We start from the raw sequence: 25,036 nt of genomic DNA on the forward strand, positions 1-25,036 counted from the left end.
TAAAAATTTAGAAATTAATACGGGTATTAAGTCTCAATGTCCGGCCTGTTTTATATGCGTAAACAGTACGTGATTTAGTTGCATCGCCTTCAAGCGGGCTGCCTTCAGAAAACGTTTGGCCACCAGCATTTAAGAAACGACTGGTAAAGTATTGTCTTACGCCTTCATCAGTTACGTTAGCTACCTGTAACGATACAGTCATGTAGTTATTTACTTTATAACTTGCAGAAAAATCGAGTGTTTTACGTCCTTCTTCCCACAGCGATCCGTTTTCCCATGAGCGTTGTACAAGTTGATCTGTAGTGCCTTGATACGCTAAACGAATTTGGTGTCCGTCTTTTTCCCAAAAACCTGTTACGTTGTAGCTGTGCTCTGGTGTATACGCTACCGCTAATGAAGGTAGTTTTACGCTGTCATCAATAGATGATACTTCTTGATCGTACTTACTGTCTTGAAATGTATAGTTAGCCTGCAAGCCGAGGCCCGACCAAATACCAGGTAAGTTATCGTAGGTCTGCATATATTGAAGCTCTAACCCTTTAATACTTGCCCCTTTACCATTTTTAATTCGGGTGGTGTTAAATTTGGCACACATTTGCTCTAAGTCGCCCGAATACATCCACTCTTTTTGATAATCCTGGCCACCTTGAAAACGCTTAGGCATACATTTTTCTAAGCTATCTTGGCCTGCAATAAGTACTAAATCGTCTGGGTTATAAGATTCGCCCTCTTCGAGTCCCACTCCACGTAGGTCATCCATGTAGGTAACAATCGTTTCAGACTCTTCAAAGTTTGTCATGTCTTTATAAAATAATGATGCTGCTAATAATCCCGAATCGTTGAAATACCATTCATATGATAAATCAAGGTTTATTGATTCAAGTGGATCGAGTTTAGGATTGGTAAGCGTAATTGAGTTGTTACGGTTTTCACCGCCCCATTGTGTTTCTCTTACTTTAAAACCAGGACGTAGTGAATCTATTTGTGGACGAGCCATTGTTTTAGATGCTGCAAAACGAATAATGGTGTCTTCACTTTGCAAGTAGTTAATATTGATACTGGGTAAAAACAAATCGTAGTCGTGCTCACCAGTTACTGCAAACGAGCGTAAGCTTCTGTCTTCTGTTGGTAATAAGTTTCCATTTGCATCAAATTTACGCTCGCCATATATCCAGTTTTTTTCGGTTGATACATCAGAATGGCGCCATAACCACCACTCAGATTCATTTGGATTACCACGTACAGCGTTAGGATCATGACACGCGCCTTGAGCAGGAATAGCCACATCGTCTGATTTATCAATAGTGCCTTTCGTGTCGTAGCCTAGACCATCGGTTCTCGACCAGCGTATTTCTTCGTTGTAATCTGCACCATAAAATTGCGTTGCAGCACACAGTGGTAAGCTAGTATCACGCAACTCTGCTAATTTAAATGGATCCATTAAACGAGCATTATTTGAAGGGTCAAATGCAAACTGTACACCCGATGCACCTTGCACTTCTACAGTCGTTTTTACATAACGCACACCCACATCACCTGTAACACGTCCATCTGCTAATTCAAAATTTAGCTTGGTGTAAAATGCTAAGTTATCTAGCTCTGTATTGCGAGTGTTTGAATCGTCTGTGGCAAAAGCAACTTCTGGACTCCCTAAAGCTACTTCAAATGCTTTAAAAGCCGAAAATCGATTCCACCCATCGGTTACATTGTCGCGGCCATAACCTAAATCAGCCATAAAATCGTCAACAGGAAACCCTTCACCGTTGGTTATTAAATCACCAGAAATATCTCTTAAACCGCTACCAAGTACTGCAGGTTGGCCTGTTGCAGGGTTTATAACTACAACCCCCTCGCCTACACTATTAAAGGCTCCTTGCTGAGCATCTACATATTTTGTACGTTTTGACCATTTTGCACCAAATTCAATTGAGCGTACATAGCTTGTGTCAAGCACGTAATCAAAATCGACAAAGAGCGACTTTTGTTCATCTTCGACTTCGTTGAGGGTTCTGCCCATGTACGATAAATGCTGCGCTTTTAGCTCATCCGGATTAAATCCCGTGGTGCTGTAGTTATCCCATAGATTTGTTGGGTCACCAAAAGTGTCGTTTTCGCCGTAATCAATTAAGCCGGTGCCTGTAACTAATTTACACGGACCGCCTGCTGTACAGTCATAACCAACAGGCTCCATATCCTCTGGTGGCACATTTACTAAGCTCCATGCACTAATATTGGCAAAATTTTGCAGTGCAACGTACACTGAGTTTTCTGGTATTTGCTGCGTTTTAGAGTACCCAACGCCAGCTTCCATCGAAAATGAGTCACTAAAACCGTGATTCATATCAAGTGAGTAAACTTGGTTTTTATTTTCAAATTCACCTTCTGACTGCACTAAACCACCGTTACCAAAGCGGTTGATAAACTTAGTAAATGTATTCGTTTTTAAATCGATTGTACGCCAGCTAGCTTCAGGATCAGTAAATTTAGCTGTCACGCCAGAAAGGCCTGGGTCTTCACCTTCAACTAAGTTTTTAGTTTCCATTGAGCGCGTATTAATACCATGCATTGAGTTATTAACGTCTTGTTTTGCAAGGTTTGCGTTAAAGTTAAACTCTGTGTTTTCACTTGCTCGCCACTGCAAACCTAAGTTAATACTGGTGCGGTCATTTTGACTATCAAAAAGCTGATAATTAACTAAACGAGGTGTAATACCTACCGCATTTTCAACAACGTTGCCATTTGTATCTGTTGCTAAAGGCGACTGAACTGCTGTCCACTCTGTAGCAGAGTATTGGTCTTTTCGGTATTCGTTAGTCTCTTTAACTGCAGTAAAAACCACGCCAAAGGTATCGTCAAAAAGCTTTTTCGACATCGTACCCGATATTTTATAATTTTCTTTATCAGATAAATCGTTGTACCTGCCTTCTAAAGTCATAGTGGAAATTTCATAATTTAAATCAAGCGGCTTTGTAGTCGAAAGATTGATATTTGCGCCTAGCGAACCCTCTTCATGATCTGCACTCGGTGTTTTTACCACTTCAATTTTAGATAAAATATCGGATGAATACTGCGATAAGTCTACGCCTTGGCTAAAACCTGTAGAACCTAATTGCACACCATTCATGCTAATATTGTTTTGTTGTGAGTTAGCACCACGCACAGATATTCGTGCACCTTCACCATCAACGGATTGTACTGATACACCAGTTACACGCGAAAGCGCATCAGCGATGTTTTGATCAGTGGACTTACCAATGTCTTCAGCGTTTATGGAGTCAACAACGTTTTCAGCAAAACGCTTATCATTAATAGATTTTTTAAGACTGGCGGCTAACCCGCTGACTTCAATTATTTCAATATCGGCTTCTACTTTCGGTTTTTCTTGTGTGCTTTCGTCTTGCTTGGCGTAAACCAATTGTGTTGCAAGTACTGCAGCTGTAATCGCGCTCAACTTGAACGCTTTGTTGATGATTGTCATGTGTGTTCCCTTTCTAAGGTATTATTATGTTGTCAGGTTAATCTTTTGTAAACAATAATATAATAACCAAACAATTGTCAACTGTATTTTGTTAACAATATTTATTTGATTATAAAAAAGCAACTTAATGCCTAAGCATTAAATTGCTCTTAAGTAACAGTTTTAAAGTAAATATTTACACAGAGTTTATCGTCAATAGTTCTAGCCTAATCAAAATTCTTTTATATACGGCCAACCAGTAAACTGCTTTTCTGTTGATGGATCTGTATTCCACTCCCAGCACTCTAATTGATAATATTTTTTTGCATGGTTTATTTTAATAATCCCATAACCTTCACTTTTTAAGTTTCTGTCAGCTAAAAACTTACCCCACGTTGTATTTTGTTTAGCAAAAAGTTTATGCGTAACTTTAGGGTTAGCTGCCGCTAGAACTCGCATTTTATTGCCAAACGTGTCGGTAAAATCACCGGTGTTTTTGTCGTTGTTTCGCTGATTTGGTAAAGGTGCGTGGGGTTCAAACCATCGCTGCCAAAATGCTGCGCTAGCTGGGCCTGCAAAAAACAAGCTGCCATCATCAAAAGTATTGATTCCTTGATAGGCAAGCAATCCGAGGTGTTGATCTCCCGCAATTACTAATGCGTTAGCGTCACTTACTAGTTTTACTGCGCGTGTACGCCCATCAGCCGGGTAGCCATTTGCATCGTAATCTATTAATGCTTTGCCATTTTCATCGGTTTGAGGCGACCCCCACATGGAAGCTGTAATACATATTTTAGGTTTACCCGGGTGCATAGTTTGCCAGTCTTTTAAAAAGGCTTCTTGGCGTTTACCTAATAACTCACCCGTTGTGGCAAGCTTATTCGCTTTGTAGTCAGGTGGCGTTTTAAATTTACGATCCTCAACCATCGCAAAACTAATACCACCATATTCAAATGCAGCATAACTAACCGGAATATCATATTTTATCGGTGTGGGATCATAAGGGTCCGGATTATGCCCATTTTGCATACGGTAGATCATTCTAACAAGGTCTTTGTCCCACTTATAACCGCCGTCTTCCTCTTTTAGCATATCGGAGTGATCGCCACCATCGCCCCACAAGTTACCTTGCAGCACATCATGGTCATCAACTAAAACAAGTGTAGGCTTATCTTTTATACTATCGGCAAACGCCCAGTACCATAAGTACCATTTATATAAGGTATCTAGTTTGGCATCTTTGGTGTGGCGACCATAGCGAGTCGGGTATGTTTCGTAGTACTGATCGCCACAAAAGACATACATATCAGGGTTGTGGTAATTAGCATTTTCTACAAGTTCAGTGTGAGGAAATAAAATATTGTCTTTGGTGTAACGTCCTAAATCGCGCTCGCTACTAATAAGGCGTGTGTAATGTGTGTTGTCTAAGCTTTTAGAAGTAGGAATAATACAAGAGTACAATGCAATCGTAAATTCTTTACTACTTTGTGGGTCCTTAGCAATAGTTCCAGAATATAAAGTGTCATCAGGCTTTTGTGGGTTAACAATTCTGTATTGAGCTTGTTTTAAATAATCCCAATTACTTAATCTAAACCTTGCTACAAAACCATCTTCAATTTTTGCTGTACTTGCATATTGCCAATCCGATTGGTTTTCAAACTGATATTGCAGCTCCACGCGTGAGAACTTTTTAATATTAATAGGCATTAACTGACAAGATAACTTGAGTACCTGCTGATTAACGCTATACATACACCCCATAACGGGGCCTAAGGTGTTGGCATTATTTAGAGTTATTTTACCTCCACCGGTTTCAATATCACTAAACCCCCAACGAGCGCCTGCTACAAAAGGCTCTGAGGAGCTTAATAACGAAATACCTCCTTGCAGTTGATCTGCGGGGACTTTGTGAAGTACTGCAAATCCTAACTCCTGGGCAGTATTTGTGTTACTTGCCACAAGACGAATATCAAAATGGTTTGCATCTATTGGGTCTAAATGGCAATCGAGTGTTATTTTATCGCCGCTTTTATATTGTTGTATATTAAATGGAGTACGATTAATAATAGTAAAATTAAGGGCTTTGCTTTCATCATCAAACTGTCTAAATGATAATTTACCTAAACTGTCAAAGGCCGCAATTATTCCGCCATTTTCGCCACCAGCTCGCTGCGCTAAAGCAGCACCTTTAGCTGTTAGTTCACCTTTACCAATCCCTAATAAAAATCCACAAAAGCCTTTTTCGTTCGGCGTTAAATTACGTACGGTGGCTTTTATACGCCCACTTTGTAAAGAGCTATTAAGCTGCCTGGTGAGTAACGATACGGTACGCGCTTCAAAATCTTTTTCTTCTCGAGTACATAAAAGCTCATTACCTATGCGTTGCCAGTCTTGGAGTCTGTTCCCCCAAAAATGCTTACCGAGCCACACTTGCTTGCTTAAATTTGTATTATCTAATGGTGCAGTTGAGGTTAAGTCACCTCGGTATGATGCAAATAAACCGCTGCAACCACCTAACATACTTGAACTTAGTAGGCCGGCGCTGAGTTTTAAAAAACCTCTGCGTTTCATTTTAGTCACCTTTATTATTGTGTGTTAATAAGACGCCTTGTGTAGACAGTGTTTTTACATAAGGGGGTTATGCATTCAGGTAGCCATTAGGGTTATTACTTTGCCAGCGCCACGTGTCTTTCATCATGTCTGCAAGGGTATACTTACATTGCCAGCCTAAAACACCCTGAGCTTTAGATGAATCAGCCCAAAAAGCAGCTAAGTCGCCATCGCGGCGCTTTACAATGTCAAAGTTAATATCAACTCCGGTATACTCAATAAATGCTTTTACTATGCCAAGCACAGAATAAGGAGTACCAGTGCCTAAGTTAAATGCTTCATATAAGCTGTGGTGTTGCTCGCCAAGCCATTTAAGGGCTTTAATATGACCATTGGCTAAATCACTAACGTGTATATAGTCACGCTCGCATGTGCCGTCTTCAGTAGGGTAATCGCCTCCATAAATGGCTAATTTGTCACGTTTACCTACAGCAACTTGAGCAATAAAGGGCATTAAATTGTTAGGAATACCTAATGGGTCTTCTCCTATTTGGCCGCTAATATCTGCGCCAATAGGATTAAAGTAGCGTAAGCTTGCTACTTGCAAACCGGTATTTGAGGCTACTATTTCTTGTAGTATTTGCTCAATCATTACCTTTGTTTGCCCATACGGGCTTGCTGCACGCCCTAGAGGTAAACTTTCGGTATAAGGCACCGAGGCGCCTTGTCCATAAACTGTAGCTGATGAGCTAAACACGAGTTTATTAACATTATATTTAAGCATGCATTGGCATAAATTTAAGGTCGACACCAAGTTGGTATAATAATACTCAAGTGGTTTTTCTATGGATTCGCCTACCGCTTTTAAACCTGCAAAGTGAATAACCGAATCAAATGTATGCTCGCTAAACGTGGCAGACAACTTATCGTTATCAAGTAAACTGGCGTGAATAAATTCAACTTTTCGCTTTGATAACGCTTCTACGCGAGTTAGCGATTCACGACTCGAGTTACTTAAATCGTCTATTACTACTACGTCAAAACCATCTTTTAATAAGCTTAAAACAGTGTGGCTGCCAACATATCCCGCGCCTCCTGTTACCAGTACTTTTTTCATTAGATTGTCCTTATGCTCTTATAAGTGATACACCAGCTGAAGGTACGCTTGTGTAAATCGTTTCTTTTAATCCTGTTTGTTGCTCGTACTGCGTTTCAATAGCACTAATTACATTCTCTACCAAAAAATTAGGAACAAACGCCACTACACAACCACCAAAGCCACCGCCCGTCATTCTTACGCCGCCGTGTTCGTTAATTACTTTTGCGATAATATTAACAAGAGTGTCGATTTGGGAGGTGGTTATTTCGAACAAATCCCGCATAGAAGCATGGCTTTGTGCCATTAGTGTGCTTAGTTTGGCGATATCGTTATTAGTAAAAGCTTGCATAGCTTCTAATGTGCGCACATTTTCATACACTATATGCTCAACACGTTTAGCTACACTTGGGTCAAGGGTATGCTTTTTACTTTCGTACTCACCAATACTTACTTCCCGCAAGCTCGGTTTAGACAAGGCTTCTGCTCCTGCATAACATTGTTCTCGGCGTAAATTATATTCACTATCAAGCAAGCCTCGTTTAACGTTTGAGTTAACCATTAAAATAGTCATCTTTGGGTCAATACTCACTTCAATTAAATCAAGTGAGCGGCAATCTATACCCAATGCTTGTCCTTGCTGACCACACGCCGATATAAGCTGATCCATAATTCCACAGTTGCAGCCCACAAAATTGTTTTCGGCTGCTTGTGCAATTTTGGCTATGTCTTTTCGCTCAATAAACAGTTCGCATAAGTGATTAAATGCATAAGCAATACCTACCTCAAGTGCAGCCGATGAACTCAGACCAGCTCCTTGCGGGACATTACCTGTGATGCATATATCGCAGCCACTGAGTTTATGATTTCGTTTTTGCAGTTCATCAACTACGCCGCGAACATAATTACTCCACGTTTGCGTACTGTGGCTATTAAGCGGTTTATTTACTAAAAAGTTGTCGGTTTGGTTATCGCAATCAAGTGCAAGTACATTTACTACATCGTCAGTTCGAGGGGACACTGCAATGTAAGTAGCGTATTCAATGGCACAAGGCAGTACAAAACCGTCATTGTAATCGGTGTGCTCACCAATTAAATTAACACGCCCTGGGGCTTTGACAACAAAGTCGGCATCGCGTCCAAAGTGGTTTGAAAAAGCTAACCGTGCGCTTTGTTCAACATTCATTTAGTGTTCTCTTTATAATGCGTTAGTGATTGTTTCTTCAAAATAGTGGCAGCTTGCTCTGGCGTTATATCGCGCTGTGCTTCGGCCATCATCTCGTAACCAACCATAAATTTTTTAACACTGGCTGATCGTAGTAATGGCGGTAAAAACTGCGCATGTAATTGCCAAAATAAGTGGCTTTGACCATCATAAGGCGCGCCATGCCAGCCCATAGAGTAAGGAAACGAGCACTGAAATAAGTTGTCGTAACGAGTTGTTACATTTTTAATAATTTCAGCTAGAGTACTTTGTTGAGCGTCTGTCAGCTCTATCATTTGAGTAATCGCAAACCGAGGTAATAGCAGTGTTTCAAATGGCCATGCAGCCCAATAAGGAACAACCACAAGCCAATCATCGTTTACACATACTACGCGTTCATTTAATTCCATCTCACGTTTTGCGTAATCGAGCAATAAACTACTGCCATACTGTTTATAATAGTTACTAAGGTTTGTATGTTTACGTGCAACCAAACTCGGTAATTTATTTTGTGCCCAAATTTGACCATGTGGATGCGGGTTAGAGCATCCCATTACAGCGCCTTTATTTTCAAACACCTGAACCCAGTTGTAAGTTTTTGATAACTCTTGGCATTGCTCTTGCCATGTGCTTACTACATTTGTAATTTGCGAAACACTGAGCTCTGGTAGTGTTTTTGCATGATTAGGCGAAAAACAAATAACACGCGCAGTGCCACGCTCTGTATGCATGCTAAATAGGGGATCGGTTTGCTCCACATCAGGCACACCTTCACGCAAGGCGGCAAAGTCATTAGTAAACACAAAGGTGTTTTTGTAATCTGGATTTACTTCGCCGTTAATACGCGTATTGCCTTTACATAAAAAGCAGCTTTCGTCGTATTCTGGTTTAACCTCAATATCTACACTTTCTTCTTGACCTTGCCATGGGCGTTTAGCCCTGTGTGGCGACACCAACACATATTCATTTAATAATGGGTTTAAACGCCGATGTGGATGCTCTGTCGGGTCAAATTGATTTTGTTGCTCACTCATTGTTTACTTTCCCTAGTTACTGTTTTGAAAGGTACCGGCGTCGAGCACTTGCTTACGAGGAGTAAAACGACAAATATAGTTCCAGTTCCAACTGGCATCGTATTTATGGCACAAGCCCCAACTAATGCCTGGCGCTGTGTTTTGATCAAACCCTTGTGCAGGTCTATATAAGCCAATTGCTTCTGGACCGCCTTTTATATGCGCCATAATTTCAAAATTAATACCGTCCTGAGCAAATTGAATAGTATTTTTTTCAGGGCCATCGGTTGTTAGCAAACTAGCAATACCACCTTTGTAATTCCAAACAACGACCTCATGACCGCTATTAGAAATAGGGTTGTAAGGCGATTTAACATAAGGCCCTAATACATCATCAGCAATAGCAACACCGTGTTTAATTTCACGACCACCAAAGTTCATTCCCTCACCTTGGGTCTCACCTTTGTAATACAAGTAAAATTTGTTATTAAAAAACACCAAACACGGATCGTGTACTTTATGGCTATCAAAACTACCTTTAGCTGTTACTGCAAAGCGATTATCTTCATCACCAAGCCATTGACCATCTTTACTTGGGCTAACAATAGGTTCAGGTGATTTAATCCAAGGACCAAAAGGGGTATCGCAATGCGCTATAGCAATATGCTCATATTGGCGATTGGTGTACGGTGTTTGTACCGTTTGATACACCAAGTAATACTTACCTTGATGCGCAAATACTTCAGGGGTAAAAATAGCGCGATCGTCATAGTTACCAGCGTCACCTCGACTCACAGCGACCCCTTGTTCTTGCCACGTTATGCTGTCTTTTGACGTTGCATGCCAAACTTGCGTTAAATCCCAAGGAAACACTTTTGCACTTGAGTTTTGTGCATTAAAACCAACTGTTTCCCCCTCACCTTTGGTGTACCAACAATGATAAACACCATCAATGTATAAAACAGATGAAGGATCGCGACGTATAACCCCTTCTTCATAGGCAAAATCACCCAGCAACGGTTCCACATCAAATTCTGTCAGCCACTGCGGGCCATATTTATCGTAGCCACGCTCTATTGCACGCTTACTTGCTAAACTTAATTTTTTATCAGACATGTTAATTCCTTACTTACCTAGGCTTATATTTAGCGACTGGTATACGTCAAGAGGTAAAATCGCGCCTTGATGCTGCACAACTTGTGAGGCAACACTGTCAGCCATTTCTAATGCATTTTGAGGGGTTTGAGCGCACATTCTGGCGGCTAAGTAGGTTCCCGCAAATGAGTCACCTGCCGCTGTACTATCAACTTGCTTTGCAGCGGGTGTAAACGGACATGACGCTTTAAGATCATCTTTGCAATAAACCTGCATCCCGGCACTACCAGCTTTAATAACAATTTCGTCGATATCAAATTGTGTACAGTACTTAACAATCTCTGCACTGCTTGAATGACCGAATAACACACGGTGATCATCAAGACCTGGTAAAACTACATTACTAAGCGCATAAGCACGCTCTAGCCATTCAATAGCGTGGCTTTTTGATTGCCACATACGCGCGCGATAATTAGGGTCGAACGCAATTGTGCAGCCTTGTTTTTTAAGATCAGCTAATAATGTGAGTAAACCTTGTTTAGATTCATCATCTAAAATACCTAAACTAATGCCACTGAAAAACACCCAGTCTGATTCTTTCAAACCTAAATTAAATGGCTTTTGAGTATATAAACTCATCATATGCTTCGCTGCTGATTGATTACGCCAATAATCAAAGCTTCGCTCACCATCAGCATCCGTTGAAATAGCGTAAATACCCACGTTATAGCCTGCTGTTGTAATCACGTTTTGCGTGCTAATACCTTCTTTTTGCCAACATTTGAGCATATTGGCACTCAGTACGTCGCTACCTACAGCTGTAAATAGCGCGCAATTTAGTGTGTTAGCAAAACGCTTTGCATACACAAGAGCATTGTAAGTATCGCCCGCAAATGACTGCTTGCATTCGCTAATACCTGTTGGTACTAGCTCAACCATACATTCGCCAATAGCAAGTAAAGTACTCACACACCCTCCTGTACTTTTTTAGTGTGTAGGCCTTCTAGGTAGACTTCAATTTCTTCTATCGATTTATTTTTAGTCTCTGGCATAAACTTAAATAACAATGCAAAGCCGGCTACACCCGATACGGTATAAAGTAAAAAGATGTTTGCAGCGCCTAAATTACTTAGCTGCCATGGGAAAAACTGCTGAACAAAATAGCTAATTACACTGGCAATAAATGCAAAGGTAGGAATGGCCACACCTCGAATACGAGTCGGGAATATTTCAGAAAATATCACCCACATAATTGGCCCAATCGAAAAGTGAAAGGCTGCAATAAAGCCCGCTATACCAAATGATATAAGTGGCGCGTTTATAGTTGCTGCGCGTGAAATTAAATCGCTTTCAAATAATTGCTGTTGCGAAGCAGTAAGTACGCTCGCTAGTGCTTGCTTAAATTCAATATCACTGTGATACACAGTACCAATTATGTGCTCCAGTCCTGTAATAGAGTTTAACGCTGAAAACGAGGCTATATCTTCAGCCGACAAACTATACTCTGCCTGGCTAAAGCCTAAATAACACATAAACAAACTAATTGTTGCAGCTGCTAATCCCCAAATAACAAGGGGTCTGCGCCCTAACTTATCTATCAAAGCAATAGCTACCACAGTAAATACAATACTGACTAAACCAATTAAAACAGCGTTAAAAAAAGCCGCATCAGTGCCGACTCCCAGTTGTTCAAACACCGTTGGAGCATAAAACATTATGGCGTTAATCCCCGTCACTTGCTGCACAATAGCAATAGTAAAAGCAATAATGACAGCGGCGCGAACACGACTTTCGAGTAGTTGTTTAAATGAAGAAAAATACCCACCTGTTTCGCTGTAATCAACCAAGCTCTCTTTAATACTCTTAAGTTGCTCTTGGGCCAATTCAGTATTTTTATTTAAACGATGCAAGATAGTTATAGCGCGTGTTTCGTTGCCTTTCATAACTAACCAACGCGGGCTTTGAGGAATAGTAAATAATAATAAAAACCATAAAATAGCAGGAATAATCTCAACGCCTAGCATCCAGCGCCATAAATTATCTTGTACATTCCACTGTGTTACCCACTCAAAATTACTGTGAGCTAAATCAACAAGTAAGTAGTTAGCAAAATACGCTGCGGATAATCCAACAACAATATTTATTTGAATCATAGACACTAATTTACCACGGTACTTAGACGGTGCAACTTCGCCTATATACATAGCAGCGACCGATAAAGACGTGAATGCTAATCCACCTATAAAACGAGCAGCAACTAATAGCTCGTAACTTGGCGCGAAAACCGATGCAATTGCCGACAGTATGTATATAAACGCAATGCCTATTAAAGTATTTTTTCGGCCAAACATATTGCATATGTAACCGGTAATGACTAAAGCAAATAGCACACCAAAACCAGGCGCACTCACTACAGTGCCTATTTGAATGTCTGATAAATTGAATTCTGCCGATACAAAACGAACCGTACCTGAAATAAGAGCAGCGTCTAATCCAAATATAAAGCCGCCAAAGGCGACAATAAATGCAAAGAAAAACACATTACGTTTACTACCATTCATACTTCTATCCAACTTTGTTGTTATCATTGTGTGTTGCTTTATATAGAGAATAAAGCGAGTGCTAGTGTCAAAACCCAACATTGTTAACAATTAACCATGGGTAATAACTTCGAGACTATTTCAAAATTAACGCACTTGCAACATCTATTTTAAGAAATCATGCTTTAACTTAAATTCTTTTACAATTAACATTAAAAATTAGTTAAACAAAATCAAAAGTTTATTATAAATGACACACAAAAACACAAATTGCACATTGTCAACAATATTCAATTTTGTTTTTTTGTTGTATGGTATGTTAAATTGTAATTAAAGGTTGAACAGCAATGAAATATAAAAAGAACATACTACTCACATCGCTCTTGCTTGCGCTAAGTGCCTGTAACCAACAAGAAATCAAGGTTGAAAAACCAACCAATGAGCCTATAGAGGTTAATTCAGCAGATACATTAATGTATTTATTTGCTGATGCTGCACACACAAAGCTAACCCCAGTTCAATACAAAAGTAATGCAGCCACTGTAAAGGCAGAAAACTCTGTATTAGATGTGACATTTCAATCTAAGAAAAATTCGTACGCCAGTATTGTTTTTTCACCGGAAAAACCTTGGGATTGGAGTGAATTTAGTGATTTTAATCTCGCCTTTGAATTGGCAAACCCAGGAACACACTCTGTACAAATTTATTTAGATATCTCCGATATTGACGGTGCTAACTATACGCGTAGCGTTAATGTGCCAGTAGGTGGATACAACACGTATTACGCAAAACTTGACGGCCACGACCTTGCAACGCCCGATGGCAAAGAAAATGTAGAACTTAACTTTACCTCAGGACTTCGCTCTAACCCAGATACGTGGGAGTCTGATGAGGTACAGTTTATTTCTATGTGGGGTAAAAAAAATCTTAACTTAAAAGGCATCGCTAAAATAGCAATTAGCGTGCAAAGTACATTGCATGACAAAGAGCTGGCAATAAAATCTATTTCACTTCGTAAAAACCCTCAATTTAATACTGCTTTTTTAACCAAGATTGTTGATGAATTTGGCCAAAATGCAAAACAAGAATTTTCAGGGAAGGTACATTCAGAAGCCGAGCTATTGAGCGACAAAAAACAAGAAGCAGCACAGTTACTTTCTAAACGCCCTACTAATCGCTCACGCTTTGGTGGCTGGGCAGAAGGTCCAAAATTAGAAGCTACTGGTTATTTTAGAACCGCTAAATATAATGATAAATGGTCATTAGTCGACCCTGATGGCTATTTATACCTTGCAACTGGAATTGATATTATTCGTCTTGCAAACTCAACAACACTAACGGGTTACGATTTTGATCAAGCGTTGTTGGCTAAATCAGCTAATGCAGGTGTAACACCTGAGGATTCAAAAGGGTTAAACCAAGTAAATAAAGAAGCGCTTAAAAGCCGCTTTGTAGCGTCACAAGTGCGTAAAAATTTATTTGAATGGCTACCTGATTATACCGATCCACTCGGTAAACATTTTGGCTATCGTAAAAGTGCGCATTCGGGTCCGTTAGAACACGGCGAAACATATAGCTTTTACGCAGCTAATTTAGAACGTAAATATGGTCAAAATAATGCAGATTACATGCAAAAATGGCGAGAAGTTACCCTCAATAGAATGATTACATGGGGCTTTAGTTCATTAGGCAACTGGACAGATCCGAGCTACTACGATAATCAAAAAGTGCCCTACTTTGCCAATGGTTGGATTATAGGTGATTTTAAAACCGTATCAAGCGGAAACGATTTTTGGGGAGCCATGCCGGATGTATTCGACCCTGAATTTACAGTGCGTGCTAACGAAACCGTTAGTGTTGTTGCAAAAGAAGTTAAAAATTCGCCTTGGGCAGTAGGCGTATTTATTGATAACGAAAAAAGCTTTGGCCGCCCTGATTCCGTTAAAAGCCATTATGGTATTGTAATAAACACATTAGGCCGTGATGCTAAAACAGTGCCTACTAAAGCTGAATTTTCTCGCTTAATGAAAGAAAAATATACTGATGTCGCTAAACTTAATAAGGTATGGCACTTAAACTTAGCCTCATGGGTTGAGTTTGACAAAGGTGTAACGGTTGATATAAAAAATGAAGAGCAGCTGGTCGATTTTTCTATATTACTCACCGCCTATGCTGATAAGTACTTTAGTGTGGTAAATGCCGCTATGGATAAATACCTACCAAATCATATGTATTTAGGTGCGCGTTTTCCTGATTGGGGCATGCCTATAGAAGTTGTTAAAGCCTCAGCTAAATATGTTGATGTAATAAGTTTTAACGCATATAAAGAAGGTCTAAGAGATGACAAGTGGGCGTTTTTATCACAATTTGATAAACCCGCTATAATTGGTGAGTTTCATGTTGGTTCATCTGATTCAGGATTATTTCATCCTGGGTTAATACATGCGGCTAATCAACAAGACAGAGCAAATATGTATACCGATTATATGAACTCAGTGATCGACAACCCCTACTTTATAGGTGCTCATTGGTTTCAGTATATAGATTCTCCGATTACAGGCAGAGCTTACGATGGCGAAAATTATAATGTAGGCTTTATAAGTGTCACTGACAGACCCTACATTGAAATGATTGAAGCCGCTAAAGCGATGAATGAGTCTATGTATGAGCGACGATTTAAAAAATAATTGCACATTCATCATTTAATTGTATATTTATTGGTCTGTTGTAATGTGTTAACAATAGACCATTCCTTTTTTTTTATATACACTGAGATAAGTACATGATCTTAACTCGAATAACGACTATTTATTAACCGTAGCTAAGGTCACATAAAGTAAATTAAATCTAGGAATAAATATGGCTGGTAACAGAGCAACAAAAATTTTGTCTGTAAAAGATCAAATCGCTGAACAATTACGTTCAGATATAATCTCTGGTGAAATGCCACCACAAACTAAGTTAAATGAAAAAGAGCTGGCAGAGCGCTTTGGTCTCTCCAGAGGCCCAATTCGAGATGTGATTTTGCAATTAACAAAAGAAGGTCTGTTGATTTCGCGAAACAATTGTGGCGCATCAGTCAACAGCGTACTAGAGCCTAAGCTACAACGTTTAATGATTAAACTTCGTCGCAGCATAGAAGAGTACGCAATCACAGAGTTAAACGGTAGTTTAACTGAGCAAAACATTGCTGAACTTGAAGGTATCTTAGCATCTCTAGAAGACGCACTCGATCGCGAAGATTATACCGAAGTAACTAAAATCGATATTTCGTTTCATCAGTATTTAATATACCAAGCTGGGGGCGAAGAGCTGGTAAATATTTGGTATCCGTATGTCATGCGTATGCGTTTAAACTACAAACGTATTACCTCAAGCTCTGAGTGTGTTAATGAGCATCGCGCTATTTTAGAAGCACTTAAAGCTCAAGATAGCGCCGCAGCAGTTAAGGCTGTAAAACATAATATCAAGTAACTACTTTCGAAGTCATTTTGATACTCCGTTATATAAACTAGCGGCTATGAAGTCATAAGGGCATGTTGATCTTTGTGGATTGAAATTTGTTCAATCTAGGAGCCGATTTAATCGCGGCCCGAGATTTGTAGTCTAGTGGGCTACCGAGCAAAACCTCCGCATCCAGCTCACGCCCCTTACCATCATCCATGTAGGTAAGAAAGAGTAAATCGCCCTAGTTTATATAAATTTCAGTTATAAAAAACTACCCTTTATTTATTACATTAAATGCATGAACACTCAATATCACTGAACGAGCTTTACACGCATTGAAACTGATGCGCTACGCCCTAAATTATCAACCACTCTTACGTCAAATTCGCCTACTTGCGGGTGCCAGAAAAAAGGCGTATCTCGCTCTACTTTACCAACAAAGCTGTTATCTACAAACCAATATAAAATACGTGAATCTGTATCTGTGATTGCGCTAAAAGGCAGGCCTTCTTGCTTCAATTTACTGGCTCTTATCGTGTAGCTAATTAAATTACTCGGGGATGTAATACTCGGTGCTGAGCCTCGTGTACTCGTGTCATTAATTAAGCATGAATCTAAATAAGGTGGAGGCTGGCGTTTAACAATGCCTGCTTGTTTAAATAATCTGACTAAGTCAGATGGCCAAAATTCATAAACTGCCTTTGTAGTTGTAGATTCAACATACTGACAAGCACGTAATCCCGATACTTTATCAATATAAATTTCACGATGTACATCGGACACTTTAATTGGCGACTTACCTGGAATAAAAAGCCCTTTTTCTGTTTTAGGGCAATGCACATTAGGTAAATCACCTGTTGTTGAACAAATATCTACTTCTGTAATATTTAAACCACCTGGTTTTATATTGCCTTTGATTAAGCCGTAACTATCTAATGAACGTATTATTTCAAAAAATAAAGGCGCGGCTGCTTGTCGCCCAATAAAAGATGGGTGCCCTTCTCCTGAGAAATTACCAACCCATGTAGCTAAAACATACGGACCAACAATACCTACTGACCATGCATCGCGAAAAGCAAATGAAGTACCTGTTTTCCAATATACAGGATATGATTGTCTTCTTTCTTTTTGAAATGAAATTTCATCAACTGCACTATTTTTACTTAGCATTTGTAAAGTCAGGTAGGCTGCCTCTGGGCTGATGAGTTGCTTAATATGATTGTTTTGATTATTTGGGTTGTTTTGGTTAATAACAGTGGCGTCTTTTTTTAATATAACTTCATCCTTATACACCCCTAAATTAGCTAACATGGCGTATAACTTAACGAGCTCTAGCATCGTTACTTCACTGCCGCCCAGCGCAAGCGCTAAACCATAAAACTCTTCGGGCTGAAGCTTTTTAACATCGGCTGCAACGAGTAAATCGTATAGCCCAACTTTTTGTAAGCGATACATCAAATTAACAGCAGGCACATTACGGCTCAGCACTAGCGATTCAGTAGCCGATACAGGCCCTAAAAACTGCTGATCGTAATTCTCTGGTGTATATCCTCCAAAGCGTTTGGGGGCATCTTTTACAAGCGTTAATGGATGAATTAACCCTTCCTCTATAGCAAGCGCATAAATAAATGGTTTAAGGGTTGAACCTGGTGAACGCTTAGCTCTTACACCATTTACTTGACCGCTAATGTCATTATTAAAAAAATCCACAGAGCCTAATTCAGCAACTACTTCCATAGTTTTATAATTTAGTAAAATAGCAGACGTATTACTAAGCCCGTCTCTATGCCTGCGATTAATGTAATTTCTTGCATGGCGCTGAAGTAAGTTTTGTAAATTAAGGTCTATCGACGTTTTATATTCTCCAGGCTTTAGGTGCGGGTACTCGCTTTGTAAATTATTAATAAAATGTGGAGCTTCAAAAGGCAAGTCTGAATAGGCATATACCTTTATCGGTAATTGCATAGCTGCTAGCCAGTGTTTATCGTCTGGGTACTTTTCAAGCCAACGAGTAAACAGTTTTTTTCTTGTTTCTAGCAATACCAGTTTAGCCGATTTTTTAATGGGATTTCGTTTGGTTGGGTTTTGCGGGATTAAGCTAAGTAATAATGACTCAGGTAAATTAAGATCAATAGCTGGTTTCTTAAAATAAATTAAACTGGCTGCACCAACACCTTCAATATTTGATCCATAAGGCGCTAAGTTAAAATACGCCTCGAGTATTTGGTTTTTACTGTAGTGTCTCTCAATTTGTAACGCTCGAAGTATTTGTTCTACTTTTCCAAAAATAACATGCGTGTTCATCCCAAAGTGCAACCGGGCTACTTGCATTGTTATTGTTGACGCACCGACTCGGTGACTTCTTTTAATATAGCTAGTATAAAACGCATTTATTAAAGCAATAAAATCGATACCAATATGCTCATAAAAGTCTTGGTCTTCATACAATAAAGTAGCTTGTTGAACGCTCAAAGGGATTTTATCTATTGGCGTCCATAATCTATATCTATCGTCTGCGGCTAAATTTAAACGAAGTAATTTATCACTGCTATCGTAAAAAGCCGTTGAGTAAGCATTGGGCTGGGTAATATCCGGCTTTGGAGTAAATAAATACAACAGCACTGCAAGCAGTGCTGTTGTAAAAAAAGCCGTTTTTATTATAAAACTAAGCTTTTTATTTAGCGGCGGTAACATCAAAACGACCCGATTTTGAGTGCGCTTTAATACTTAAATCATACATAGATTCAGCATAAGCCGATGGCACTACAAAGCTGCCAGATGCAGTAGCCTTAACCTTAAAAGTAAGCTCAGTCATGCTATCGCCAAAGCTGCCATACAATATAACGCGATCCTCTCGTATATCTTTATAATCAGAGGTCCAGCGATTATAACTATTGCGAACGCTGTCTCTAAGTACTTCAAACCCACCAGGTAGTAAATCAATAACAGCAACATCCGAAATATTTTTACCCGTTGTACTACGCACTCGTAATACAACGTTTAGTTCTTGACCTTGAACAGCGGTGGTTATCACATTACCTTTATCGTCTTGGTATTCTCTGACAACTTCTAAACCATTACTTAATGACTTTTGTGGCACGTTTGTATCAAAACCAGCTTGGCTCATCATGTAAAATGAGCGAGGTGGCGCTAATACATCAAGCGTTTTAACGTCATTTAAAAACGAGGCTTTAGGATAAGGTGTATAGGTTACGTCTAATGCCTCTTTTTCTGCCATTGTCGTTGTTGCCATTATTTTTACATCTTCAGGCTGGGCTTGTGATAACGCAACTTTTGAGTATGCCGTCATAGCAAGTACAGACCAAGCAGACGACAACGTGTTGTAGTCTCCTTTAAAAATAGGGTCAACGACATTAAACAAATCATCTTTAGTTAACTGCTTTAAGCGAGCAGGAAAATGTTTTGATAACAAATAAATATACTGTCCGTCGTGAGCTAAACGTGAGTCGTAAGCGCCCCAATTATCGTGCTGGGTATCTTGCCCAATTTTATAGCTATGGATCAGTGCTTGCGCTTTGTCGCTTGCACGTAATAGCTGATAAGTTGCGCCCATAAACGCGGACGTTATATCTTGTTGCCATACTTTGCTATTACTCGCATTTACACTTTTTTCTAAATCAGATAAGTAATTAGTTGTTACCTCACCTTGTCGTGTTAACAAATAAATGGCATAAGCGCGGTTTCTGTCATTCGTCTCTAAAGATCCGCTCGCTATACTGCGCACACCTTCAAAACCACTGCTCCACATATCATAAGGTATTGCTACGCCCGCTTCTTTTGCATCTAATAAAAAATGCATAACATAAAGAGAAGAATAAATAGATGCACTAGAATTACCCGGCCATAACATAAATCTGCCATCAGGTAACTGACGTTGACGAAGGGTATCTATTAAGTTGTTTATACGCTCATGTTTATAAGATACATCGCCCATATAACTTGGGTGTTCTAAATAACTCAGCACCGGAAACACACTACTCACTACTTGCTCGGTACACATATGAGGAAAGTTATCTAAATAACTAATAAGACCATCAACAAGCGCTAACGGGCTTTGTGAAGCGGTAATATTATTTTGTGATAAGTTAGGATATAGCTGTCTCGAAACCGCTATTTCTTTTTTACCTGATTCATTAAAGCCACTTTCAAAGCTACTAACAAATGCAACCGCAGGGCGCACACTTAACGTTGCCGTGCGTTGGCTAACATTGTCACCCGATAACGCAGTAAATGTAATTGATGCAGCGCCAAGCTTATCAAGCACTTTCACTCTAAACGTTAATGTGTCTTCTGATTTTTCATCAATATTTAGCGTTAATTTTTTATCGCTTATTATTTCAATGTTGCTTGAAGTAAGCGCTTCTACCGTAATTGGCAGTTGTTTACCTGAATCCTCAACACCATTAGCAATACCAAGTACAATATCAAACTCATCGCTTGGTGCTGCTGTCGTTAATACATTAGGAGTTAATACAAAGGGCCCTTTCACAAATGTTGTACTTTCTTTAACACCGACACCCTCGTCATTTACGGCAATAGCAATTACACGTACCTGACCTGCAAAAGTATCTGGGATAGTAAACGTATGTTTTTTCGTTTTAGCATCAGCCGATAAAATACCAGACCAAAATGCGACTGGTTTTTGTACCTTACGAGAAAACGGGTTAAGTTGCTTGCTCTTGCGGTTCATTGCCATTGATTCTGCATAACCACCACCCGCAGCTGCAAGCTCTTGCACTAGTTTAAATTCAGGTAAAATAAGATCAACAATTTGCATAGTACTGACTTCTAAAGCACGTTTTTGTAAGAAGTGATTTAACGGCTTTGGCGTCCGATAATTCGCCACTTGTAAAATACCTTCATCTACAGCAAATAACAGAACACGTGAAGGTGATTTGGCACTATATGAAATGACTAAATCGTCACCTGGTTTTACTTTATCAGGTATGTTTACGTCAAAATCTATTGCGCGTTTACTACGATCAATCGCAAATGGTTTAACTGCGTAGCTTAGTGGGCTTGTAAATATTTCTTTCGATTCAAGGCTTCGAACAAATGAAACATTAACATACGCATTGCCTTCTATCCCTTGAGGTAACGCTATTGTTTGTATGCTACTTGTTGTTTTACTCTCAAACCATTTAAAAGCGTGTACTTTGTTGGTTTCAATTGTAATTAAACCCGAGCCAACATAAGGCGCTACAATACTTATTTCAATAGTTTCGCCAGGTTTGTAATCCGATTTATTTAATTGAACTTGCAGTTCAGCATTTTTTTCAAGCTTACCCGCTAAGTTACCCGTGCCGGTTATCGTAAACGATACCCTACTGACGGTATTCCCTTTGCCATCAACCAGTTCTATTAAGTAATCACCTGGTTCAGCAGTGGGTAACTCGTAGTTTGCGCCATCTTGTTTAATGTAAAACGGATTGCTTGATACCTGTTTGTTTTTTCTAACCGATTGGTACTTATAAGTGCCGTTATTTTGTTGCACCAACGTAGATACATATTGTTGTTCTATTAAATTTAGCGATAAATCATCACGAGCTACTTGCTCAGTTTCTGAATTAATATTAATAAATTTTACAACACGTTTTGACTCTTTTGATATGTAGCTTAAATCGCCATCGGCTTTATAACCAACTAACTGCTCAACGGGTGAAACAAGCACCGAGCTGCTTGCACGAACACTTTTACCACCGCCTTCTTCATACCCTTGTACTGCAAAATTTAACTGATAAGTACCTGCCTCATAGCGAGTTAAGTCAATATCAAATTCTGCCTTGCCTTGTTCATCAGTTTTGGTTTCGGTTAATGATTCAATACTGTGTCTAATATTTTTTCCTTCACTGTGGGGATCAGAAAACACATAATCTTTGTATTCATTAAAGTAAAAACCAGCTGGAGATAAACGTAAATCAGCAGTAACACGTCTATTTTGAGCAGGTGTACCAAATAAGTTTTGAAGGCTCACCAATGCTTTAAATTTTGAGCTGTTTACCCACCCCTTTGCAGATGATTGAGAAAATTGACTACTAATTTTCAATCTATCGGGTACAAACTCTTCAACTTTAAACTGAGTACTGCCTAATTGGTCGCGGCTATTATTATTTTTAATAAGTTGGACCGATACATAATACGTTCCGGTATTGGCGCTATTTTGTGTTTTAAAGTCAAAATCAAGCAATCCATACTTATCTAAGCTCACTCGTTTATTATAAACAGTTGTCCCTTTAGGATCGGTAATTATAAGTTCAAGCGGTATATCGCCCAGTTTTGCAAAGTTTTGTTGCTTCACAATCGTGGCAAGTTTAACACTATCGCCTGGTCGATAAATTCCACGGTCAGAAAAAACAAACGCATCTATTTTATTACTACCACTGAGCCCAGAACTTACACCTCCGGTATCAAACCGAGAGTAGTTAACCATTCGAGCATAGCGATTATAAGGAATAAAAGACATGTCACTTTTAGTTTCGACTACAAAAGCAACGGGAGTTTGATCATCAGTAAACCACGTTGTGTTGTCGAAAAATGCGTGCCCCTCAGAATCTGTTTTAGCATTTAAAATAACTAATCCGTTTTTACCCAATAACGACACCTTCGCTTTTGCTACCGGTTTTCCTGTTTCAATAGATTGGACAAATATATCGCGAGATCCATCTGCATTATTTTTTACCAAAATACCTAAATCAGTAATAAGGATAAGTCGTTTTTCTTGGGGTCCATATACGTAATTATCTTCTGTATTTAACGCTTGAGCATTTATAAAAAATAAGCCTAAACCAACTGACTCATTATACTTACTACTCAAATCAATAGATGAATAGACCGCTTTTTTAGGGTGCTCCGATTTTAAATTAACTTGTCTGGTAAAAATTGAACTTATGTTTTGTTCTGTAAAGTAATAATTATTAAATTCTGGATTAGAAATATCACCACTGGTTTGACTTATAAGGTGGTTAATTTGATTGGCTTCTACCCTACCTACTTTAACGTGAAGTGCGTTTACACCGCGGGTCAAAAATGACAATTTATGATCGCCATTTTTTGATAATATAGACCCTTTAGACATAATATTTACTTGTGTCGGATAAGCCGGCGTATCTAAAATAGTGTCGTATTTATTCACCATCGTAAACTCATCCGTCGACTTTAATCCCTTATCAATCGCGATATAAACTTGCTGGTTTTGTGGTGCATCAAACGTAAAACTGTGTAACTTAGTTGTATCTTGCGCGGTAGGAATCGCATTTAACTTAACTTTTTGAGATTGCTTAAGCACTGTATCAGTAACTTCTCGTGGGCTACTGAAGTAATTATAGTTACCTTTTGAATCTTTAGTCGGTAACACGTAAGCAACCATTTTACTAACCACATCTTGCGATGAAATATCATCTGTGAAGTCTAAAACAAGTGTTTGTTCGGGTTCCCCTTGCGTATTATTTACCATCAACACATTGGCCGTATTTACTCTAAAAAAGCTATTTACACTTGGGATCAACACGGCGTCTTTAATCTCTTCTGTTGTTTGAGAAGGACCCATAACCGGCTTTACACCGTTATTAATAACAAAATACAGATAGCTTTCGGTATCTTGAATACGTATTTGCTCTGAAGTAATGTAAATCTCTCGTTGATGCTTGTCGTAAGTAACATCAAATTTATATTGTGCGAGTTCGTTCTTGCCATCTTGCTCAAGTGATTGAGTCAGCTTTAAATTATTTTTTATGGTGTTTATATCTGTTGGGTGAGTCGCTTTTAATGTTGCAACCACCTTGTGACTTTTTTTAACGTTAGGATCTTGATAAAAAGCGAGCGAGCTTAGTGTTAGTTCAAAGTTGGGAGTTTTAAATACATGCTCATTATCACTTAGATGTATATCACTTTTAAAAATAGATGAATCAAAACGTACCTTATATTCTTGCCCTGCTGACCAATCTTGTTTTGGGATAAATTTAAGCTGGCTTTCACTATTCCAAGACCACTGTCCAATTAGCTCAGGCGTGACTTTTATACCTGTGGGAATCACTTTGCCAACAAGCGCAAGCTTTGCGACAGAGTAAGACACTGCATCCGTGTTCTCTACACCATCTAAAACGGGAGTAAAATCAATATAAAGCGGTTCAGGGTTTAAAACATCAGATAAAGTGGTTACAGCAGGTGTAGAGTGAGTTGCTTTGTAACTAATTGGCTGTGGTAAGGAAAGAAAAAAACAATAGCCTGCTATAATTAATATCAGCATTAGCACGGCGCTAAAAAATGCTGTTTTGCGCCCTTTAGCAAACCTAAGCACATTATTTATAGCAGTAATTAACCATTTCGGTTTATGCCAAATAATGACACCAAATACATTTAAAATAACAAAAAATGTGGTCAGTAAAACCCACACACTGCCAACTGTTTTTTCGGTTACATTCACGTTGCCAAGTAAGCTTGCAACCAAACTAAATAAACCCGTTCCTATCGCTGAAAAAGCAATACTCATAAATAAACTAGCTATTTTGGGAGCGAGTTTACTTTGTTTAAGATTAACCTCTTTTGGGTTAGCCTCTTTTGAATCGGTTTTTGTATTCACGTTCAAAATCCTTTTTCTTTATACTGCAATATCAA

12 protein-coding genes are annotated in these 25,036 nt (G+C 39.1%); 2 read left to right on the forward strand and 10 right to left on the reverse strand.

Annotated features, from left to right (window positions below; translation table 11 throughout):
• Window positions 1-7: 7 nt before the first annotated feature.
• The 8 genes from QL995_RS12355 to QL995_RS12390 all read right to left on the reverse strand — a co-directional run bounded on the left by QL995_RS12355 (window position 8) and on the right by QL995_RS12390 (window position 12,976).
• Window positions 8-3,478: a TonB-dependent receptor gene (locus QL995_RS12355; RefSeq protein WP_197151462.1), complete on the reverse strand. Its 3,471-nt coding sequence runs from the start codon at window positions 3,476-3,478 to the stop codon at window positions 8-10.
• Window positions 3,479-3,688: 210 nt separating this feature from the next.
• Window positions 3,689-6,028: an alkaline phosphatase D family protein gene (locus tag QL995_RS12360; protein WP_290294277.1), complete on the reverse strand. Its 2,340-nt coding sequence runs from the start codon at window positions 6,026-6,028 to the stop codon at window positions 3,689-3,691.
• 67 nt (window positions 6,029-6,095) lie between these two features.
• Entirely contained in the window at window positions 6,096-7,124 is a 1,029-nt protein-coding gene (gene galE, locus QL995_RS12365) for a UDP-glucose 4-epimerase GalE (protein WP_290294278.1), read from the reverse strand.
• A 10-nt stretch (window positions 7,125-7,134) separates the two neighbouring features.
• Complete coding sequence (galK, locus tag QL995_RS12370; RefSeq protein WP_007582997.1) at window positions 7,135-8,289, reverse strand: galactokinase; 1,155 nt, start codon at window positions 8,287-8,289, stop codon at window positions 7,135-7,137.
• The gene (locus tag QL995_RS12375) at window positions 8,286-9,341 is read right to left on the reverse strand and encodes a UDP-glucose--hexose-1-phosphate uridylyltransferase (protein WP_010554502.1); all 1,056 of its coding nucleotides are present in this window, start codon (window positions 9,339-9,341) and stop codon (window positions 8,286-8,288) included. Before QL995_RS12375 ends, galK begins: the two co-directional genes overlap by 4 nt.
• Before the next feature lie 12 nt (window positions 9,342-9,353).
• Window positions 9,354-10,436 carry a family 43 glycosylhydrolase gene (locus QL995_RS12380; protein WP_290294280.1) on the reverse strand — a complete coding sequence of 361 codons (1,083 nt, stop codon included), beginning with the start codon at window positions 10,434-10,436 and terminating at the stop codon, window positions 9,354-9,356.
• A 9-nt stretch (window positions 10,437-10,445) separates the two neighbouring features.
• Window positions 10,446-11,384 (reverse strand): sugar kinase, encoded by a 939-nt coding sequence (locus tag QL995_RS12385; protein ID WP_290294281.1) that lies wholly within the window; start codon window positions 11,382-11,384, stop codon window positions 10,446-10,448.
• Window positions 11,381-12,976, reverse strand: coding sequence for an MFS transporter (locus QL995_RS12390; RefSeq protein ID WP_007583098.1), 1,596 nt, complete (start codon window positions 12,974-12,976; stop codon window positions 11,381-11,383). The genes QL995_RS12385 and QL995_RS12390 overlap by 4 nt, the downstream gene beginning before the upstream one ends.
• 326 nt (window positions 12,977-13,302) lie before the next feature.
• Between QL995_RS12390 and QL995_RS12395 the strand changes: the two genes are divergently transcribed.
• Window positions 13,303-15,642, forward strand: coding sequence for an agarase (locus QL995_RS12395; RefSeq protein WP_290294282.1), 2,340 nt, complete (start codon window positions 13,303-13,305; stop codon window positions 15,640-15,642).
• A 172-nt stretch (window positions 15,643-15,814) separates the two neighbouring features.
• The gene (locus QL995_RS12400; protein WP_290294283.1) at window positions 15,815-16,429 is read left to right on the forward strand and encodes a GntR family transcriptional regulator; all 615 of its coding nucleotides are present in this window, start codon (window positions 15,815-15,817) and stop codon (window positions 16,427-16,429) included.
• A 285-nt stretch (window positions 16,430-16,714) separates the two neighbouring features.
• Here QL995_RS12400 and pbpC read toward each other — a convergent pair whose 3' ends face one another.
• Window positions 16,715-19,096: a penicillin-binding protein 1C gene (gene pbpC, locus QL995_RS12405; RefSeq protein WP_290294284.1), complete on the reverse strand. Its 2,382-nt coding sequence runs from the start codon at window positions 19,094-19,096 to the stop codon at window positions 16,715-16,717.
• Window positions 19,077-25,001 carry an alpha-2-macroglobulin gene (locus tag QL995_RS12410; RefSeq protein WP_290294285.1) on the reverse strand — a complete coding sequence of 1,975 codons (5,925 nt, stop codon included), beginning with the start codon at window positions 24,999-25,001 and terminating at the stop codon, window positions 19,077-19,079. The genes pbpC and QL995_RS12410 overlap by 20 nt, the downstream gene beginning before the upstream one ends.
• Between the last annotated feature and the right edge of the window lie 35 nt (window positions 25,002-25,036).

This window comes from Pseudoalteromonas sp. APC 3358 (genome assembly GCF_030408075.1).
In the GTDB taxonomy this organism is placed as follows: domain Bacteria; phylum Pseudomonadota; class Gammaproteobacteria; order Enterobacterales; family Alteromonadaceae; genus Pseudoalteromonas; species Pseudoalteromonas arctica.

What these genes read in the sequence shown, in the direction of transcription:
- QL995_RS12355 (WP_197151462.1), bottom strand. Translation starts at nt 3,478, where the DNA reads ATGACAATCATCAACAAAGCGTTCAAGTTGAGCGCGATTACAGCTGCA.
- QL995_RS12360 (WP_290294277.1), bottom strand. Translation starts at nt 6,028, where the DNA reads ATGAAACGCAGAGGTTTTTTAAAACTCAGCGCCGGCCTACTAAGTTCA.
- galE (WP_290294278.1), bottom strand. Translation starts at nt 7,124, where the DNA reads ATGAAAAAAGTACTGGTAACAGGAGGCGCGGGATATGTTGGCAGCCAC.
- galK (WP_007582997.1), bottom strand. Translation starts at nt 8,289, where the DNA reads ATGAATGTTGAACAAAGCGCACGGTTAGCTTTTTCAAACCACTTTGGA.
- QL995_RS12375 (WP_010554502.1), bottom strand. Translation starts at nt 9,341, where the DNA reads ATGAGTGAGCAACAAAATCAATTTGACCCGACAGAGCATCCACATCGG.
- QL995_RS12380 (WP_290294280.1), bottom strand. Translation starts at nt 10,436, where the DNA reads ATGTCTGATAAAAAATTAAGTTTAGCAAGTAAGCGTGCAATAGAGCGT.
- QL995_RS12390 (WP_007583098.1), bottom strand. Translation starts at nt 12,976, where the DNA reads ATGAATGGTAGTAAACGTAATGTGTTTTTCTTTGCATTTATTGTCGCC.
- QL995_RS12395 (WP_290294282.1), top strand. Translation starts at nt 13,303, where the DNA reads ATGAAATATAAAAAGAACATACTACTCACATCGCTCTTGCTTGCGCTA.
- QL995_RS12400 (WP_290294283.1), top strand. Translation starts at nt 15,815, where the DNA reads ATGGCTGGTAACAGAGCAACAAAAATTTTGTCTGTAAAAGATCAAATC.
- pbpC (WP_290294284.1), bottom strand. Translation starts at nt 19,096, where the DNA reads ATGTTACCGCCGCTAAATAAAAAGCTTAGTTTTATAATAAAAACGGCT.